We start from the raw sequence: 15,361 nt of genomic DNA, 5'->3' as shown, positions 1-15,361 counted from the left end.
CATGTCAAGGCACAGTTCGCGCTATTCCAGCTTGACCCACGCCGCGTTTCTGGCAGAGCTTTGGACGCACGCAGACACGAACCTGACACCATTCAGTCCGTCCTGAACCGTCGGGTAGACCACGGTCGGGTTCGGCGACGTGCCGCTTCGAAAGGCCAAAATGGCTTCTGCGGCTTCACTGTAGATATTCGCAAAGCCTTCCAGATACCCTTCTGGATGTCCCGGCGGAACCCTACTGAGCCGGTTGGCCGCATCCCCAGCCCCGGCCCCGTTCCGGGTGATCAGACGCTTTGGTTCGCCATACGGAGTGAACCACAGATAGTTCGGATCTTCCTGTGCCCATTCCAGGCCACCCTTTTCGCCGTATACGCGTAAACGGAGGGCATTTTCGTTGCCGGGCGCAACTTGGGAAGACCACAACATGCCGCGCGCGCCGCCCTCAAACCGCAACAAGACATGGGCGTTGTCATCTACTTTCCGCCCCGGAACAAAGGCCTGCAAGTCCGCAGCAAGGCTTTCGGCCTTCAATCCGGTCACAAAGCAGGCAATGTTATAGGCATGTGTTCCGATATCACCCGTTGATCCGCCCGCTCCGGACCGTTCGGGGTCAGTCCGCCATTCGGCCTGCTTGAAATCCTGCTGTTCGGTCAGCCAGTCCTGCGGGTATTCGACCTGAACCACACGGATTTTACCTATCTCTCCATTGGCCACCATGTCACGGGCCTGTCGGACCATGGGATAGCCTGTGTAGTTGTGTGTCAGAATGAACAGCGCGTCTGAGTTTTCGGCCGCCTTGACCAGCTTCTTCGCATCCCCAAGGGTAGATGTAAGCGGCTTGTCGCAAATCACGTGAATGCCGCGCTTGAGGAACTCACGCGCGGCGGCATAGTGAACGTGATTGGGTGTGACGATTGAGACCGCTTCGATCCCAGATTTCAGCCGCGCTTCTCTGATCGCCATCTGTTTGAAATCGTCGTAGACCCGGTCGAGGCCCAACGCTTCTCCGCTTTCACGCGATTTCTCAGGGGTAGAAGACAGCGCTCCGGCGACCAGTTCGAACTTATCGTCCAATCGTGCCGCAATGCGATGCACACCCCCTATGAACGCGTCGTTGCCGCCGCCGACCATGCCAAGGCGAATACGACCCGAGGTTTCTTCACTGCGTCCGGCTACCATCAATCTATCCCCAGCATATTTCGATTGGCCGCTTCATCGGTGCCACTGTCAGCAAAGTCGTCAAAGGCTTTCTCGGTCACACGGATGATGTGATCAGATACAAACCGGGCCCCTTCCCGCGCTCCGTCCTCGGGATGTTTCAAACAGCATTCCCATTCGACAACGGCCCACCCATCAAAATCATTGGCCGCCATTTTCGAAAACACCGCTCCAAAATCGACCTGACCATCGCCCAGGGACCGGAACCGCCCAGCCCGATCGACCCAGTTTTGGTAGCCAGAGTAAACGCCTTGCCGACCGGTTGGGTTAAATTCGGCATCTTTGACATGGAACATCCTGATCCGGTCTTTGTAGATGTCGATATTGTCCAAATAGTCGAGGCATTGCAAAACGTAGTGCGACGGGTCGTACAACATGCACGCCCGCGCGTGATTTCCTGTACGCTCCAGAAACATCTCGTAGGTCACACCGTCATGCAGGTCTTCACCCGGATGGATTTCGTAGCATACATCGACGCCGCAGTCTTCCGCGTGGTCCAATATTGGCAGCCACCGGCGGGCAAGCTCGTCAAATGCCGTTTCAATCAAGCCCGCAGGTCGTTGCGGCCAAGGGTAGACATAAGGCCAAGCCAGCGCGCCCGAGAATGTTGCATGAGCTGAAATACCCAGGTTGCGCGAAGCGGTCAGCGCCTTTTTGACCTGATCCACAGCCCATTCCTGCCGGGCTTTCGGATTTCCCCTGACACTTTCGGCGGCGAACCCATCAAACGCAGTGTCATAGGCAGGGTGAACCGCCACAAGTTGACCCTGAAGGTGCGTGGACAGCTCGGTGACATCTACGCCGTTCTCTTTGGCCTTGCCTTTGAAATCATCGCAGTAGTCAGTACTGGAAGCGGCGGCCTCAAGGTCAAACAACCGGCCATCCCAACTTGGGACCTGAACGCCAGTATATCCGCAATCCGCCGCCCATTTGGTGATGGCGTCCCATGAATTGAAGGGCGCTTCGTCTCCGGCAAACTGTGCCAGAAACAACGCTGGGCCTTTGATTGTCTTCATAATGTGTCCTCCCCATAACCGATGCCTCTAAGGCGGCAAATTTTCCTTTAGATAGATGTCGATACGAATGCGCTCTTGTGCCTTGTTGAAAGGAACCTTGTCTGATGTCGCGCGCAGAAGACGGACCGCTGATCGAACCAGATGGCCCGAATCCTGCGAGATCAGCGCGTCAAAAGTACCGCGGCTGAGTGCGTCTCGGCTGAGCGGCGTGAGTTCATGAGCAATGATCACCAAGTCCGTGCTGACCTTGCTGTCTGAGAGAAACTGAATCAGTCCGGCGTTGCCCGCAGCAGAGGAATAGATTCCGACAAGATCCGGGTATGTCTCAAAAATCTCGGGCATCATCTTGTAGATCAGGTCTGGATCATCCCGGCCTTCGACCGACGCCACGACGTCGAGATGGGGAAAATCCTCGGCAATGACCAGATCAAAGCCCTGACGTCTTTCCAGATGATCTCGTGCCAGACGCGAACCCGTGAGAACCAGAACTTTTCCTTTGCGATGCACAAAGCGTCCCATCAGCTGGGCGGCCGTGCGACCTGCGGAAACATTGTCAATTCCAACAAAGTGGTCTCGGGCCGAACTGGGAAGGTCGGATACCAACGCCACCACTGGAACACCTTTGTCCCTGACCCTTTTTACCGCATCTCGTACCGACGGCGTTTCCGGGCCGAAAACGGCAACACCATCGACATCCCGATTGTCCAACGCGTCCAGTATTTCCACAATTTCCTGAGGATCGAACGGTGCAACCCGCTGGATTTTCATCCGAGTCCGCTCGATAAACTGGTCGCGCGATTGTTCAACGATTTGCTTGCACAATGCCTCGACAAACTCGTTGTCCGTATCAGGCAGCACGAACAAGAAGTTGTAGACACGCTTGCGCGCAAGATTTGCCGCAGCCGTATCCCGCACGTATCCCAGTTCATCAATCGCCTTTTGCACCTTTTGAACGGTCACCACCCGCACCCCGGGTCGTCTGTTCAAAACCCGGTCAACTGTCGCCAAGCTGACACCTGCAACGCGCGCGATGTCATTGACAGTTGGTTTCTTCACCAGTTCCAGTTTGTGCTTTTGGTCTTTCACGTGTGGTTCAGCCTTCAATCTCCCGCGCCAGACCCTCGAACAACAAGGCGACGGCTTCAGCGCCAGGATCATTGTTTCCCATCAGATTCTCCTCGGGAACATAGGCGGCACGGCCAGCCTTGGCACGATGAATGTTTGCGGTGCGGTCAGCCCCTTCACGCGCCGCTCTTGCAGCTTGCGCCAGACCCGAAGGCAAAGCGTCCAGCGCGGGCGCCAACGCATCGATCATCGTCCTGTCACCCACCTTGGCTCCTCCGACTTGGCTGACACGGTTCAGACCTTCCACAAGAGATTTTGGTATCGACGCGCCGCTGGCACAGGCATCTCCAGCGGCATTGAAGAAGATTGCAAGAATAACGCCTGAAGACCCGCCCATTGTCTGGCTCAGTTCATTGCCCAAGGCGGGGAAAAGTTGCGTCAAATCCGCAAGCGGCATCCGATCCAGGCTGCTTTGCAACGCTCGGGCGGCAGTCGCCAATGTGCTGCCGGTGTCACCATCTCCGGACTTGGCGTCCAACTCGTTCAGATCTTTCTCTGCATGGATCAGCAACTCGGACAATCGCGCAATTGTTTGTTTCGTTTCTGCATTGTTGGAAGGAATGGGGTCGATCGGGGTCAGACCATCAGGCAAAGGCGCAACTTGAACCGGGCTGATGCTGTTTACCCCCGGCCAAGCCACCAGACCAACCGGAGCTTCAAGCGCCGACAATTCGTCCTGATTGGCAGGCAGCACCGAAACCGAGAACCCGTGCATGTCCAGCGATGTCATCATAGGCGCAGGGCCAACAATGTGGCGTGCCAGCTCTGTCTCGGTCAAAGCGTGCGTCAGCACGGCCATTTCCAAAGGCGTTGTGGATCCAAGGTTGTTGACCAAGGCCACACACTCCCCTGAACCCACCCGTTGTTTCAGCTTTTCCACAACGGTGGACATAGCCGTGACGGCATTCGCGAAATCCACCTGCTCGACACCGGGTTCGCCGTGGATACCCAGACCCAACTCTGCTTTACCCGGCGCAATTCTGTCTTCTTTCGGAGACCCGGGAACGGTGCAAGTGTCCAAACTCATCCCGATGCTGACCACTTTGTCGATGACGCTTTTTGCGGCCTTGGTCACCGTGTCCAGGTCTGCTCCGTCCTCTGCAAGCGCGCCCGCGATCTTGTGCACAAACAAGGTTCCCGCCACACCGCGCGGTTGCGGCAGGTCGGGCAAGGCGATGTCGTCATCCACCACCACCATTTCTACCTTGCGTCCCAACGCACGGGCGCGTTCAGCGGCAAGCCCAAAGTTCAATCGATCACCAGTGTAATTCTTGACGATCAGCAAACACCCCGCCTTGCCGGTCACGGCAAGAATACCCGCAAGCACCGCTTCGACCGATGGCGATGCAAAGACTTCTCCGCAGACAGCGGCGGTCAGCATCCCTGCCCCGACAAAACCCGCATGCGCGGGCTCGTGACCGGAGCCGCCACCAGAAACCAGCGCCACTTTCGTTTTGTCCCAATCCGAGCGGTAGACCACCTTGATATGCGGATAACCGTCCAACCGGGTCAGTGTTCCTCCGGAAGACGCCAAAAGACCGTCTATCGCCTCTGTTACAAGAGTTTCCTTTGTGTTGAGGAACTGGGCCATGCTTTTGCTCCTTAAGTCACACGCGCGCCAGACGCGTCAAAATACAAGGGGTTTTGAGGGCGGATTTTTATCGTTTGTCCGGCGGGATAGTCCTGATGAACATCAATCAGGGTCACAACCACGTGGCCGTTCAAATCCAGGTGTAACCGCGTTTGGTCGCCCAGGTGTTCGGCACGGATCACGCGGGCATCGCTGCCCTCACCTTCCACGATATTCTCGGGACGCAGGCCAATCTGAGGGCCCTTGTGATCCCCGCCGAACAATTCGGATGGCAGGATATTGATCCTCGGCAAACCCAGTCGGCTGGCAACATACACACTACGCGGGTTTTCATAGATGTCCCGAGGTGTGCCGTATTGAACCAACCGGCCCTCTTCCAGCACGCCGATATGTGTCGCCATCGTCATCGCCTCGACCTGATCATGCGTCACGTATAAAAGCGTAGACCCCAAATCCGCCTGAATCCGCTTGAGTTCGACCCGCAAATCCGCCCGCAACTTGGCATCCAACGAACTGAGCGGTTCGTCCATGAGAAAGATCTGTGGATCGCGCACCAGCGCACGCCCGATCGACACGCGCTGCATCTCGCCACCGGAAAGCTCAGTGGCCTTGTTGTCCAGTTTATGCGGGATCTGCAGAATCTCTGCGACTTCGTTGACCTTCCTTGTGATCTCGTCTTCAGGCGTCCGGAGGATCGGGGATCGCAGCGGAAACGACAGGTTCTCGCGCACCGTCATATGCGGGTACAGCGAGTATTGCTGGAAGACCATGGCCACATCACGCTGTGCGGGCGTTTCAAGCCCTACGTCCCGTCCTGCAATGCGAACCGACCCTGAATCCAATTTCTCCAACCCGGAAATCAACCGCAGCGTTGTTGTTTTTCCTGCGCCGGTCGGACCCAACAGCACCACAAAAGCCCCGTCAGAGATCGTCATCGAGATTTCGTCGACTGCTTTGATATTGCCGAAGGACTTTGAGATGTTTTCCAGAACGACTTCAGCCATGCCCTAGCACCTCATCGTTCAAAACGGACCTTAACGCCCGGCCCGTGGACTGTTCAAAAAGGCTCACGGTCGGGGAACGAAACTCCAGACCGACGGTTTCCCCGGGGCTGACTGTCTCGCGCGCGTTGATGCGGGCCTTCAACTCGCCATTCGGGCTTTGCAATGTCACAATCTGGGTGGTCCCCAGATATTCAGCCGCCAAAACCTTGGCGCGGTAGCCACTTGCGTCTGACAGAAACACATGCTCGGGCCGGACACCAAAGACAAGATCACCTTCGGCCCCTTCCATCAGTTTCGGGACAGCCTCGTCATGGCCGTTCAACCGTACCAATTCAGAACCGGGTGCGACCTTGCCCTGAAACGGCAGGAAGTTCATTGAAGGAGAACCTATGAAATCCGCGACAAACATGGTCGCCGGTTTGTCATAGATTTCCTGCGGCGTTCCGAATTGCTCGATCACGGCGTTGTTCATCACGACGATTTTGTCGCCCATCTGCATCGCTTCGAGCTGATCGTGCGTAACATAGACGGTGGTCGCGCCCATGCGATCGTGCAGCGCGCGCAATTCCTCGGCCATATGTTCCCGAAACTCAGCGTCCAAGGCGCCAAGAGGTTCGTCCATCATGAAGGCCTTGGGTTCACGTACAATCGCGCGTCCAAGCGCAACACGCTGTCTGTCACCACCTGAAAGCCCGCCGACCGGACTGTCCAGAATGTCTGTTATCCCCAGAATTCCGGCAACTTCCTCCACCTTGGCTTTGACAGCCGCGCGCGGCATCCCCTGCGAAATCAACGGATAGCTGATGTTCTTGCGTACATTCATGTGCGGATACAGCGCGAACATCTGGAACACAAAGGCGATATCCCGTTCGGATGGCGGCCTTTGGCTGATCTCTTCTCCGTCGAGATAGATCTCACCCGATGTCGGAAGCTCCAACCCTGCAATCATCCGCAGCGTCGTTGTCTTGCCGCACCCCGATGGTCCGAGCAGCATGAAGAACTCACCATCCTCAATCGTGAACGAGCTTTCCCGGACAGCCGTGAAATCGCCGAACATCTTCTTGACGTTGTTAACTACGATCTGGGCCATTTCTACTCCGGAAAATGGCTGACGATGATGAACATGACGGTTCCGGTCAGCGTGACGACAAAGGAATAGGTGAATGCCCAAAGGACAAAGGGCTGCATCAGCATAAACACACCAACAGCTATCAGTATGGTCGCAACCATCTCCCATGGTCCGCGGCGAAATCGCATCAGCCCTGTCAGAAACTCGCTCATTTGCGCACAGCTCCGAATGTGATCCCGCGCAGCAGGTGCTTGCGCATCAGGATGGTGAAAATCATGACCGGGATCAGGAAGATCGTGGCGCCCGCAGCGACGGCAGGCCAGTCCAGACCACCGATACCAATGATGGTTGGGATAAAGGGCGGTGCAGTCTGCGCGTTGGCCGAGGTCAGCAGCACCGCAAAGGCGTATTCATTCCAGGCGAAGATCAGACAGAAGATTGCAGTCGACGCTATGCCAGTTGCTGCCTGCGGCAGGACCACTTTGTAGAACGCCTGAAACCGGGTGTAGCCGTCGATCAGAGCTGCTTCTTCGTATTCTCGCGGGATTTCATCGATAAATCCCTTCAGCAACCAGACCGCCAATGAGATATTCACGCCGGTATACAACAGGATCATGCCCAGATGCGTATCACTCAGCCCTAGGTTCCTGAACATCAGGAAAATCGGGATCGCGACCGCCACAGGAGGCATCATTCTGGTACTCAGGATAAAAAACAAAAGATCATCCTTGAGCGGCACCTTGAACCTGCTGAACGCGTAGGCCGCCAATGTCCCCAAGAAGATGCTGAGGAACGTCGATCCGAACCCGATGATGACCGAGTTCATGAACCGCTCGCCAAACTTGGAAGGGCCAACGATCACCATGTCGTATTGGCGCACAATCTCGTCGGCCCAATTCTGCGGCGGGTTCGCTTCCAAAAACTCCTGTGTCTGGCGCGTGCGGGTGGTGAACAGGTTGACGTAGCCCTCAAGCGTTGGATCAAAAACCACCTTGGGCGGATAGCTGATGGCATCAGAAGGGGATTTGAATCCGGTCAATAGAATCCACACCAAGGGGATCATTGTGATCAGCGCGTAGGTGATGACCAAGCCACCTGCGATCCATTTTGATCGTTTCGAAGGTTCGGTGACGGAAAAACTGCTCATCTCTGTTTCACCTTGTTCAGGGCTTTGACGTAGATCGACGCAAGGCCGAACACGGTGACAAAAAGGATGATTGCATAAGCCGAGGCATAGCCCGTGCGCCATTTCTCAAAGGCTTCGCGTTTCAGGTTGATCGAGGTCAGTTCCGTGACAGACCCCGGCCCGCCACCGGTCAGCTGAACCACCAGATCGAACATCTTGAAGTTCTCGATCCCCCGGAACAGCACCGCCAGCATCAGGAACGGCAGCACCATCGGAATGGTGATCGTGAAGAACTGCCGGAGCTTGCTGGCTCGGTCGATTTCGGCGGCTTCGTAGATGTAGTCGGGAATGCTGCGCAGCCCGGCCAGACAGATCAGCATCACAAACGGCGTCCACATCCAAGTGTCGACAATGACGATCGCCCACGGCGCCAGCGTCACCGATCCCAGCATTTCAAAGCTCGACGGGTCTTTGCCCGTGAACCACGACACAATGTAGTTGAACAACCCGATCTGAGGCTGATACAGGAACTTCCAGAAGTTTCCGACCACGGCCGGGGACAACATCATCGGAAGCACGATGATGGTCGTCCAAAGATCATTGCCCTTGAATTTCTTGTTGATCAGCCAAGCCAGCGTGAACCCGATCAGGACCTGAAAGAAAATCGTCCAGAACAGGAAATGCGCGGTGGCCTGCATGTTCAGCCAGGTGTCCGAGTCGGTCAGGATTCGTTCATAATTCCTGAACCCGACATCCTTGACCTCTCGCCCGATCCGGTTAGCCTTGTAGTTGGTAAAGCTCAGCTGGATGGTCCAGATCAATGGAAAGATGTTGATCGCCAGAAGCAGGAAAATCGTAGGAGAGATAAAGATCCAGGCGATCGCCCGATCCGATAACCCTCTGATTTTGCGCGCAACTCGCGCGGGCGTTGCCCGGGCAACGCGATCTACGGTCCTGTCAGACATCTCTTTGCCAGTTCTTGTCGGTTTCGGACGAGGGGGGTGATGGAGGAGCGGGTCACTGCCCGCTCCAACCCTGGTGCCGGATTACAGCTTGCCTTCGTCTTCGAAGACTTCCGTCCAGTCCTCGATCAACAGATCAAGTGCTTCCTGAGCCGTGCCCTGATCAGCAACGACATAGTCGTGGATGCGTTTTTGCATGGCCAACAGTAGCTCCGCATACGCGGGTTCCTGCCAGAAATCCTGCACCCCACCCATTGCTTCTAGGAAATCACCGGCAAACGGTTGGCTGTCCACGAACCCGGGGTCTTCCAGCACCGAGTTATGTGCGGAATAGCCACCCAGTTCCCACCATTTGGCCTGAACTTCGGGCTGAGCAAACCACTTGATATATTCAAGTGCTGCATCCTGTTTGTCAGAATAGCTGACAACAGAAATCCCCTGCCCTCCCAATGTCGAACCAGCCTGGTTCTGGGGCGGGTTCACGAAGAAGTCGATCTTGTCGCCGCCCGTGTTCGGATCAGCATAAAGACCCGGGAAGAACGCAAACCAATTCATCGCCATGGCGACCTGACCAGACTTAAAGGCGTCCAGGCTTTCACCCATGTACGAGTTGGTGTAGCCCGGCGGCGTCGCGGTCTTGTAGAACTCTTTGTAGAATTCCAATGCCTCAACCGCTTCCGGTGAGTTCACGGCGCCTTCCATGTCATAGGAACCGGGCGTGTTTTCGTATTTGAATCCCCAAGGATACAATGCCCCGGTCACGCCCATCGTGATCCCTTCGGACCCGCGCTCTGTAAAGATTGCTGCGCCGTAAACCGTCTTTCCGTCGATCTCGCGACCCTGGAAGAACTGGGCAATCTGCAGCAGTTCTTTCTGGGATTGAGGCTCACGCAGGTCCTGACCGGTGGCCTCTTTATAGGCCGCCTGGATATCCGGGTTTTCGAACCAGTCCTTGCGATAGAACCAACCGTTCGCATCTCCCATGGCCGGAAGCGCATAGTAATTCGGCGTGCCCTTTGGCCATGTCGAGTAGGCATAAACCGTAGCAGGTGCGAAATCGTCCATGCTGATGCTCTCGGCATCGAAGAAGTTGTTCAGCTTCACGTAGTGCCCGTTCTCGGCGCCACCGCCGATCCATTGGCTGTCTCCGATCAACAGATCACACAGCTTCCCGCCAGAGTTCAGTTCGTTCAGCATCCGGTCCGCAAAGTTCGGCCAGGGCACAAATTCAAAGTTCATCGTGTGGCCGGACTGAGCTTCGAACTCTTTGGAGAGCTCGACAAGTGCATTGGCCGGGTCCCACGCCGCCCAACACAGCGTCAGATCTTCGGCATTTGCCTTGGTGGAAAGAGTAGTAGCGGCAAGGACTATTGCGCTGGCCGAAGCCAGTTTCGTGTAAGTCATCCATTCCTCCCTTTTTTGCGCCGTCAATCGAGGATGTGCGAATCGCGGCATGTTTCCAAGGCTATTTGAGGTACGCACCTCAAGTCCAGAATTTTTTGAGGTTCGTACCTCATACTTCACATTAAGGGTCACCTTATATCGATATAACATATTGTTTTAATAACGATTATTGACAAAAAAATGACAAAAAAATCAAACACGGCGACGTGGATTGATCCAATAAGGAAGCCGTCAGTTGGTTTATTTTTTCACCTCGACACTGTCTTGCTGCATCGATCCCGGCAGAGTTTTCGACTCCCAAGTGGTTAAGTGCTGACAACATGTACAAGACCATCCATACCAACGGAGGGACCACTTCGGTCAATCAGGGATGAACATATGAACAACATCACGATTGCCGCCATCAACCGTTACCCAATCAAAGGTTTGAGCGCCGAACCTCTTGGCACGGTGGAACTGCGTCAAGCAGAAGGCATTCCTGATGATCGGCTATACGGGTTTGCGCGCTACAACTCCGGTTTCGACCCGCTTAGTCCTCAACCCCTGCCAAAAGATCGTTTTGTGGTGCTTCTCAAAAACGCGGCTCTGGCGGGTTTGAAAACGGTCTTCAATTCAGACACACAATTGCTGGAGATTGACAACGGTGGAAAAGTCCATCGTTTCGATATGCACGCGCCTCAAAATCAAAGGGAGGCTGAACGCTTTATTCACACCACCCTGGGCCTAGAGGACCCTGAACCCCCAACGTTTGTTTCCTCCCACCCACACCGCTTTACCGATGTCTCGGTTGTGTCGCCGCAAATGATGAACGCGATATCCATCCTGAACCTGGCCTCTGTCGACGCACTATGCAGAACGCTCGATGAAAATATCGACCCTGCGCGTTTCCGGGCAAACATTGAAATCGACGGCTTGCCTCCGTATGCCGAATTGGAGGCCGTCGGGTCCACCATGAGATTTGGGACTGTCGAACTAAAAATACTCTCCAGGACCAAGAGATGCGCCGCGACCGAAGTAAATCCGAAAACAGCACAGCGTGACCTGAGGGTACCCTATCTGCTTAGAAAGCACTTGGGTCACATGGATATGGGCGTCTATGTTGAGGTGGCGACCGGAGGCGCACTCTCCGTTGGACAATCCGGTAAGCTGGTGGGGTTCGACCAATCTACGATTTAGCGTAGTCCGGCCGGTTCTTCAAAAAATCCGACAATGCCACCAATTGCCCTCATACCCCCGATCACGGCAAGAAGACGTGTTTGTCCAAACTACTTCGCCCAACTTGCCCGTAGGTTCGATTGTGAGGTGAAGAACTGCGCGATCGGGTTTGGGACGATTTCAATTCAAGTCCGGTGCCCGCCAGTACTTTGTTCCTGTAGCATTTGCAGCAACGCGCCAGCCCTTTTTGGTGAGTACGAAAAAAGACCGGCCATCGACAAACCTGATGTTTTCACCGGCTTTGCCGCCTCCGAACATCGCGGCGGTTTCCGCAGTTGCATCGTATCCGTCATTGATAAACTTCAGAAAATCGCCGGATGTTTCGAACAGGATCACGATCTGCGACTCGAACCCGCCAATACCCAATGCGGCCCCCACACCACCTGTTCCCATGTTCATGTAGGTCTCGGAACCATTTTCTCGCGAGATTGCAACACCACGTCCATACCCCGCTGTAACGGGCATGATCGTAATCTTTCGTGTGTCAAAAACGGCGTACCCGGCACTGATCTGATAGAGAGCATCCGCATCCGGATTTTCGGTTGTCAGCCTATCGATCACCGTGGTGGCCATTTGATCCAGTTCGGCCCGGGTTTCGTCTGCGGTGGCTTCGTTTGTCACCAGATCTACAGTGGAATCGACGGTCTCGCCCACACGTTCAATACCCGTTTCGACCGAAGCACCAACTTTTCCGGCACCTTTTTTCAGTCCTTGCAAAAAGTTCTCCGCAGAGGCTTCACACCCCAGAACCACACCGAACCCAATTGCAACTACCTTTTTGAGAATGCTCATTGTTCCACCTCCGCGCCGTTATTGTCTTTGGGCGTGTGCGTGCGCAGTCCGAGTGTGCTCTGACATCTGGATCGGCGCAAGCGCTGAAACAGCTCATCGCACTCAGAGCAATGTAGCAAAACCCTTTGAGGATCGCCGCTCAGTCCCTCACCCAAACAATATATGACGCGAATAGGCCATCTTTATCAAAAACAGTTGGAAACGAATTCACCAAACATTTATATCTTCACGGCAGTTCGGGCCTTGGGCAGATAGACAAACCATGTTGGAGCGTCAGGCGCCCACAATGTCCCGGGGAAAACTTCTATCAGGAGTCCCTTTCCCAGTTCTTCCTTGATCGCCAGACGCGATTTGATTGAAAGGCCCAGACCGTACAGTACGGTTGCAGTCAACGCCTCATAGTTCAAGACAAGCACGCTTGAACGCACGGTTGCCTCTTTCTGATGTGCCTTTCTATCAGCAATCGCGATCCAGATGTGCCATGCCGGGACAGGTAGTCAGGCGAGGCGTAGATGATGCGCTGTTTCTCGGTCAACTTGCGGGCAACAAGGGCGCTGTCCGGCAAGTTGATTACGCGGATTTCCGTCGCTCGGAATCGCGATCAACGTGAGATGAAACCATACTGCGGTGTTTACAATGCACAGTGAAACACGACACCGCGTGGCAACAGACCTACTGTCTGGCCGGTGGGGAGAAGAGGCTCTTGGCACCAAATCGGTCAGCGTCGTCAGTTTCGGAAGAAGGCTTGTGAACCCAGGGGGATTGCGATTGTCGAAGTCAGTTCCCCGATACGCTTGATCAATCGCTCTTTGGCTTACCTATCACCAGCGAGGCACATCCGGTCAAAGCCGCCGCGTCGTCGTCTACGATCCAGACAGACGGCGAAAGAGATACGTATTCGTTGTCATGCAATAGCGCCGAACAGCAAATCCCGGCCCGTTCCCCCACAAGCGAACTGCGGGCCACACCACCGGCCAGAAAGATGCCTCCGGTGGGCAGATAGGCAACTTTCAACTCGCGCAACAACACGCCGATTAAATGTGCGTAGCCGTCGAGTACGGCATCAAACTCTTCATTTCCGGGTCGACCAGTTTTGGCGATGTACGGCGTTGCGCTGGCAGCTGTCTCATCAGTAAGCAAGGACAAAAACCTGCGACGACCACGACCCGAGAACAGTGTCTCAACGGTCGGGAAAGCAGCCGAAAGACCCGGTTTCAGGTTGTTCAACTCTGCGCTGACCGAAGCATAGAGGCTGGTATGGCCGGCCTCGACTGGCAGGCAGACGGTCTGATCCCCCAGATCAATCGCGGGACTGACATTGAAGCCGGTACCAATGCCAACCACCAGCGCCTGTCTTTGCCGGGATCGTGGTGCATCGTTGGTAACAAGCGATACCAGTTGCGCAGGTTGCAAATGGAACGCGGCATGTCCCAAAGCCGTCAAATCGTTGATTATGCACACGGTGGCACCCGAGAACCGGGACGACAGAGCCGCGCCATCGATCACCCAATCCAGATTTGTCAGCCTGCCCCTGTTTCCATTGACCGGCCCGGCCATTGCGACCACAATCTGTTCCGGAATGCAGGTGCCGACCTCATCGAAGAAGGCAAGGATCACATCCTCGAAACAGGCGTAGTCCGCGTTCCTGTACCCCCGAGGGCTTTCGACCTCGGCGGTGTTGGGTCCCGTTAGGGCCAGCCGTGTGTTCGTACCGCCGATATCCGCAACCAGACGCATAGTGCTAGTTCAACCGCTCGCCGGTCTCTTTTGCGAAATAAGACACTTTGCTCATATCGATGGCAAAGTTCAGCACTTCGCCGGCCCTGGCACTGGTTTCAGCGTGCAGACGCGCCGTAACCTGTTTACCACCCAATTCCGAGACGACATATGTGTCCGCACCAGCGGGTTCGACCATATCGACCAGACATGCGGCCTCTTGCACCCCTGCCCCGGCACGGAAGCCAGCCTCGGCAATATCTTCGGGACGCAAGCCGAGGATCACATCCTTAGGCAGAGAAAGATCGCGGGCGTCGTTCAGAACCAACGTCTCGCCTGATGCACGCGAAATGGCAATCTGCGTGCCCGACCCGTTATTAGTGGCCTGTGCCGGGATTAGGTTCATCGCTGGCGAACCCATGAAATCGGCCACAAAAAGATTGGCCGGATTGTTGTAAATCTCGGCCGGGCTGCCAATTTGTTGCACGACCCCGCCTTTGAGAACCACGATTTTGGTGGCCAACGTCATGGCCTCGATCTGGTCATGGGTCACGTACACGATGGAAGCATCCAGCGTCTGGTGCAGCTTTTTGATCTCGGTCCGCATCTCGACCCGCAGCTTGGCGTCGAGGTTCGATAGGGGTTCATCAAACAGAAACAGCTTGGGATCACGCACCAGCGCCCGGCCCATCGCGACCCGCTGACGCTGACCGCCCGACAATTGGCTTGGGCGACGGTTCAGCAGCGGTTCGATCTGCAAGAGCGACGCGACCTCTTTCAGCTTGGCGTCCTGCGTCGTGGGGTCTACCCCGCGCACTTTCATACCAAAGGTGATGTTTTTGGCCACGGTCATCGTCGGGTAGAGCGCATACGACTGGAACACCATCGCTATGTCGCGATCCTTGGGGCTGACATGGGTCATGTCGTTGCCGCCGATGGAGAGCGTCCCACCGGTTATTTCCTCCAGTCCGGCGATACAGTTCAGCAGGGTGGATTTACCGCAGCCAGAGGGACCAACCAGAACCAGAAAATCACCGGGTTCGATCGAGATGTTGATGTCTTTCAGAATCTCGGTCGCGCCGTAATTCTTATAGAGCTTATTGATGTCGAGAATAGGAGCCATGGG

At 55.4% G+C, this 15,361-nt stretch carries 15 protein-coding genes; 1 reads left to right on the top strand and 14 read right to left on the bottom strand.

The annotated features are described in order from the left end of the window. Window positions 1-21: 21 nt before the first annotated feature. The 10 genes from ACR0L4_RS15725 to ACR0L4_RS15680 form a co-directional block, all read right to left on the bottom strand. Window positions 22-1,176, bottom strand: coding sequence for a Gfo/Idh/MocA family protein (locus ACR0L4_RS15725; RefSeq protein ID WP_480514066.1), 1,155 nt, complete (start codon window positions 1,174-1,176; stop codon window positions 22-24). After that, complete coding sequence (locus ACR0L4_RS15720; protein WP_480514064.1) at window positions 1,176-2,231, bottom strand: sugar phosphate isomerase/epimerase family protein; 1,056 nt, start codon at window positions 2,229-2,231, stop codon at window positions 1,176-1,178. The genes ACR0L4_RS15725 and ACR0L4_RS15720 overlap by 1 nt, the downstream gene beginning before the upstream one ends. A gap of 27 nt (window positions 2,232-2,258) precedes the next feature. Next, entirely contained in the window at window positions 2,259-3,317 is a 1,059-nt protein-coding gene (locus ACR0L4_RS15715) for a LacI family DNA-binding transcriptional regulator (RefSeq protein WP_480514062.1), read from the bottom strand. Window positions 3,318-3,324: 7 nt separating this feature from the next. Beyond that, window positions 3,325-4,947 (bottom strand): dihydroxyacetone kinase subunit DhaK, encoded by a 1,623-nt coding sequence (locus ACR0L4_RS15710; RefSeq protein WP_480514060.1) that lies wholly within the window; start codon window positions 4,945-4,947, stop codon window positions 3,325-3,327. Window positions 4,948-4,958: 11 nt separating this feature from the next. Further along, window positions 4,959-5,951, bottom strand: a complete 993-nt coding sequence (locus ACR0L4_RS15705; RefSeq protein ID WP_480514058.1) for an ABC transporter ATP-binding protein — start codon at window positions 5,949-5,951, stop codon at window positions 4,959-4,961. Continuing rightward, entirely contained in the window at window positions 5,944-7,041 is a 1,098-nt protein-coding gene (locus ACR0L4_RS15700; RefSeq protein ID WP_170752745.1) for an ABC transporter ATP-binding protein, read from the bottom strand. Before ACR0L4_RS15700 ends, ACR0L4_RS15705 begins: the two co-directional genes overlap by 8 nt. Before the next feature lie 2 nt (window positions 7,042-7,043). Next, the gene (locus ACR0L4_RS15695; protein ID WP_480514056.1) at window positions 7,044-7,232 is read right to left on the bottom strand and encodes a hypothetical protein; all 189 of its coding nucleotides are present in this window, start codon (window positions 7,230-7,232) and stop codon (window positions 7,044-7,046) included. After that, window positions 7,229-8,167: a carbohydrate ABC transporter permease gene (locus ACR0L4_RS15690; RefSeq protein WP_170752749.1), complete on the bottom strand. Its 939-nt coding sequence runs from the start codon at window positions 8,165-8,167 to the stop codon at window positions 7,229-7,231. The genes ACR0L4_RS15695 and ACR0L4_RS15690 overlap by 4 nt, the downstream gene beginning before the upstream one ends. After that, window positions 8,164-9,111, bottom strand: coding sequence for a carbohydrate ABC transporter permease (locus ACR0L4_RS15685; protein WP_170752751.1), 948 nt, complete (start codon window positions 9,109-9,111; stop codon window positions 8,164-8,166). Before ACR0L4_RS15685 ends, ACR0L4_RS15690 begins: the two co-directional genes overlap by 4 nt. An 81-nt stretch (window positions 9,112-9,192) precedes the next feature. Continuing rightward, the gene (locus ACR0L4_RS15680; protein WP_480514053.1) at window positions 9,193-10,512 is read right to left on the bottom strand and encodes an ABC transporter substrate-binding protein; all 1,320 of its coding nucleotides are present in this window, start codon (window positions 10,510-10,512) and stop codon (window positions 9,193-9,195) included. 378 nt (window positions 10,513-10,890) lie between these two features. Between ACR0L4_RS15680 and ACR0L4_RS15675 the strand changes: the two genes are divergently transcribed. Continuing rightward, window positions 10,891-11,688 carry an MOSC domain-containing protein gene (locus tag ACR0L4_RS15675; RefSeq protein WP_480514051.1) on the top strand — a complete coding sequence of 266 codons (798 nt, stop codon included), beginning with the start codon at window positions 10,891-10,893 and terminating at the stop codon, window positions 11,686-11,688. Window positions 11,689-11,847: 159 nt separating this feature from the next. On the opposite strand, the gene ACR0L4_RS15670 is transcribed toward ACR0L4_RS15675, so the two are convergent. The 4 genes from ACR0L4_RS15670 to ACR0L4_RS15655 all read right to left on the bottom strand — a co-directional run bounded on the left by ACR0L4_RS15670 (window position 11,848) and on the right by ACR0L4_RS15655 (window position 15,358). Beyond that, window positions 11,848-12,519 (bottom strand): lipid-binding SYLF domain-containing protein, encoded by a 672-nt coding sequence (locus ACR0L4_RS15670; protein ID WP_480514049.1) that lies wholly within the window; start codon window positions 12,517-12,519, stop codon window positions 11,848-11,850. Window positions 12,520-12,737: 218 nt separating this feature from the next. Then, window positions 12,738-12,947 (bottom strand): hypothetical protein, encoded by a 210-nt coding sequence (locus ACR0L4_RS15665; RefSeq protein WP_480514047.1) that lies wholly within the window; start codon window positions 12,945-12,947, stop codon window positions 12,738-12,740. A 370-nt stretch (window positions 12,948-13,317) separates the two neighbouring features. Next, window positions 13,318-14,256, bottom strand: coding sequence for a glucokinase (locus ACR0L4_RS15660; protein WP_480514045.1), 939 nt, complete (start codon window positions 14,254-14,256; stop codon window positions 13,318-13,320). Window positions 14,257-14,260: 4 nt separating this feature from the next. After that, entirely contained in the window at window positions 14,261-15,358 is a 1,098-nt protein-coding gene (locus ACR0L4_RS15655; RefSeq protein ID WP_480514043.1) for an ABC transporter ATP-binding protein, read from the bottom strand. Window positions 15,359-15,361 lie beyond the last annotated feature (3 nt).

The sequence above is a fragment of the Ruegeria sp. AB5 genome, from assembly GCF_056542645.1.
Note: the sequence above shows the minus strand (reverse complement) of the source record. Positions and strands in the feature narration are given on the sequence as shown.

Excerpts from the sequence above, each read along its gene's own strand:
- ACR0L4_RS15725 (WP_480514066.1), bottom strand. The coding sequence starts at position 1,176 with ATGGTAGCCGGACGCAGTGAAGAAACCTCGGGTCGTATTCGCCTTGGC.
- ACR0L4_RS15720 (WP_480514064.1), bottom strand. The coding sequence starts at position 2,231 with ATGAAGACAATCAAAGGCCCAGCGTTGTTTCTGGCACAGTTTGCCGGA.
- ACR0L4_RS15710 (WP_480514060.1), bottom strand. The coding sequence starts at position 4,947 with ATGGCCCAGTTCCTCAACACAAAGGAAACTCTTGTAACAGAGGCGATA.
- ACR0L4_RS15705 (WP_480514058.1), bottom strand. The coding sequence starts at position 5,951 with ATGGCTGAAGTCGTTCTGGAAAACATCTCAAAGTCCTTCGGCAATATC.
- ACR0L4_RS15700 (WP_170752745.1), bottom strand. The coding sequence starts at position 7,041 with ATGGCCCAGATCGTAGTTAACAACGTCAAGAAGATGTTCGGCGATTTC.
- ACR0L4_RS15695 (WP_480514056.1), bottom strand. The coding sequence starts at position 7,232 with ATGAGCGAGTTTCTGACAGGGCTGATGCGATTTCGCCGCGGACCATGG.
- ACR0L4_RS15690 (WP_170752749.1), bottom strand. The coding sequence starts at position 8,167 with ATGAGCAGTTTTTCCGTCACCGAACCTTCGAAACGATCAAAATGGATC.
- ACR0L4_RS15685 (WP_170752751.1), bottom strand. The coding sequence starts at position 9,111 with ATGTCTGACAGGACCGTAGATCGCGTTGCCCGGGCAACGCCCGCGCGA.
- ACR0L4_RS15680 (WP_480514053.1), bottom strand. The coding sequence starts at position 10,512 with ATGACTTACACGAAACTGGCTTCGGCCAGCGCAATAGTCCTTGCCGCT.
- ACR0L4_RS15675 (WP_480514051.1), top strand. The coding sequence starts at position 10,891 with ATGAACAACATCACGATTGCCGCCATCAACCGTTACCCAATCAAAGGT.
- ACR0L4_RS15670 (WP_480514049.1), bottom strand. The coding sequence starts at position 12,519 with ATGAGCATTCTCAAAAAGGTAGTTGCAATTGGGTTCGGTGTGGTTCTG.
- ACR0L4_RS15660 (WP_480514045.1), bottom strand. The coding sequence starts at position 14,256 with ATGCGTCTGGTTGCGGATATCGGCGGTACGAACACACGGCTGGCCCTA.
- ACR0L4_RS15655 (WP_480514043.1), bottom strand. The coding sequence starts at position 15,358 with ATGGCTCCTATTCTCGACATCAATAAGCTCTATAAGAATTACGGCGCG.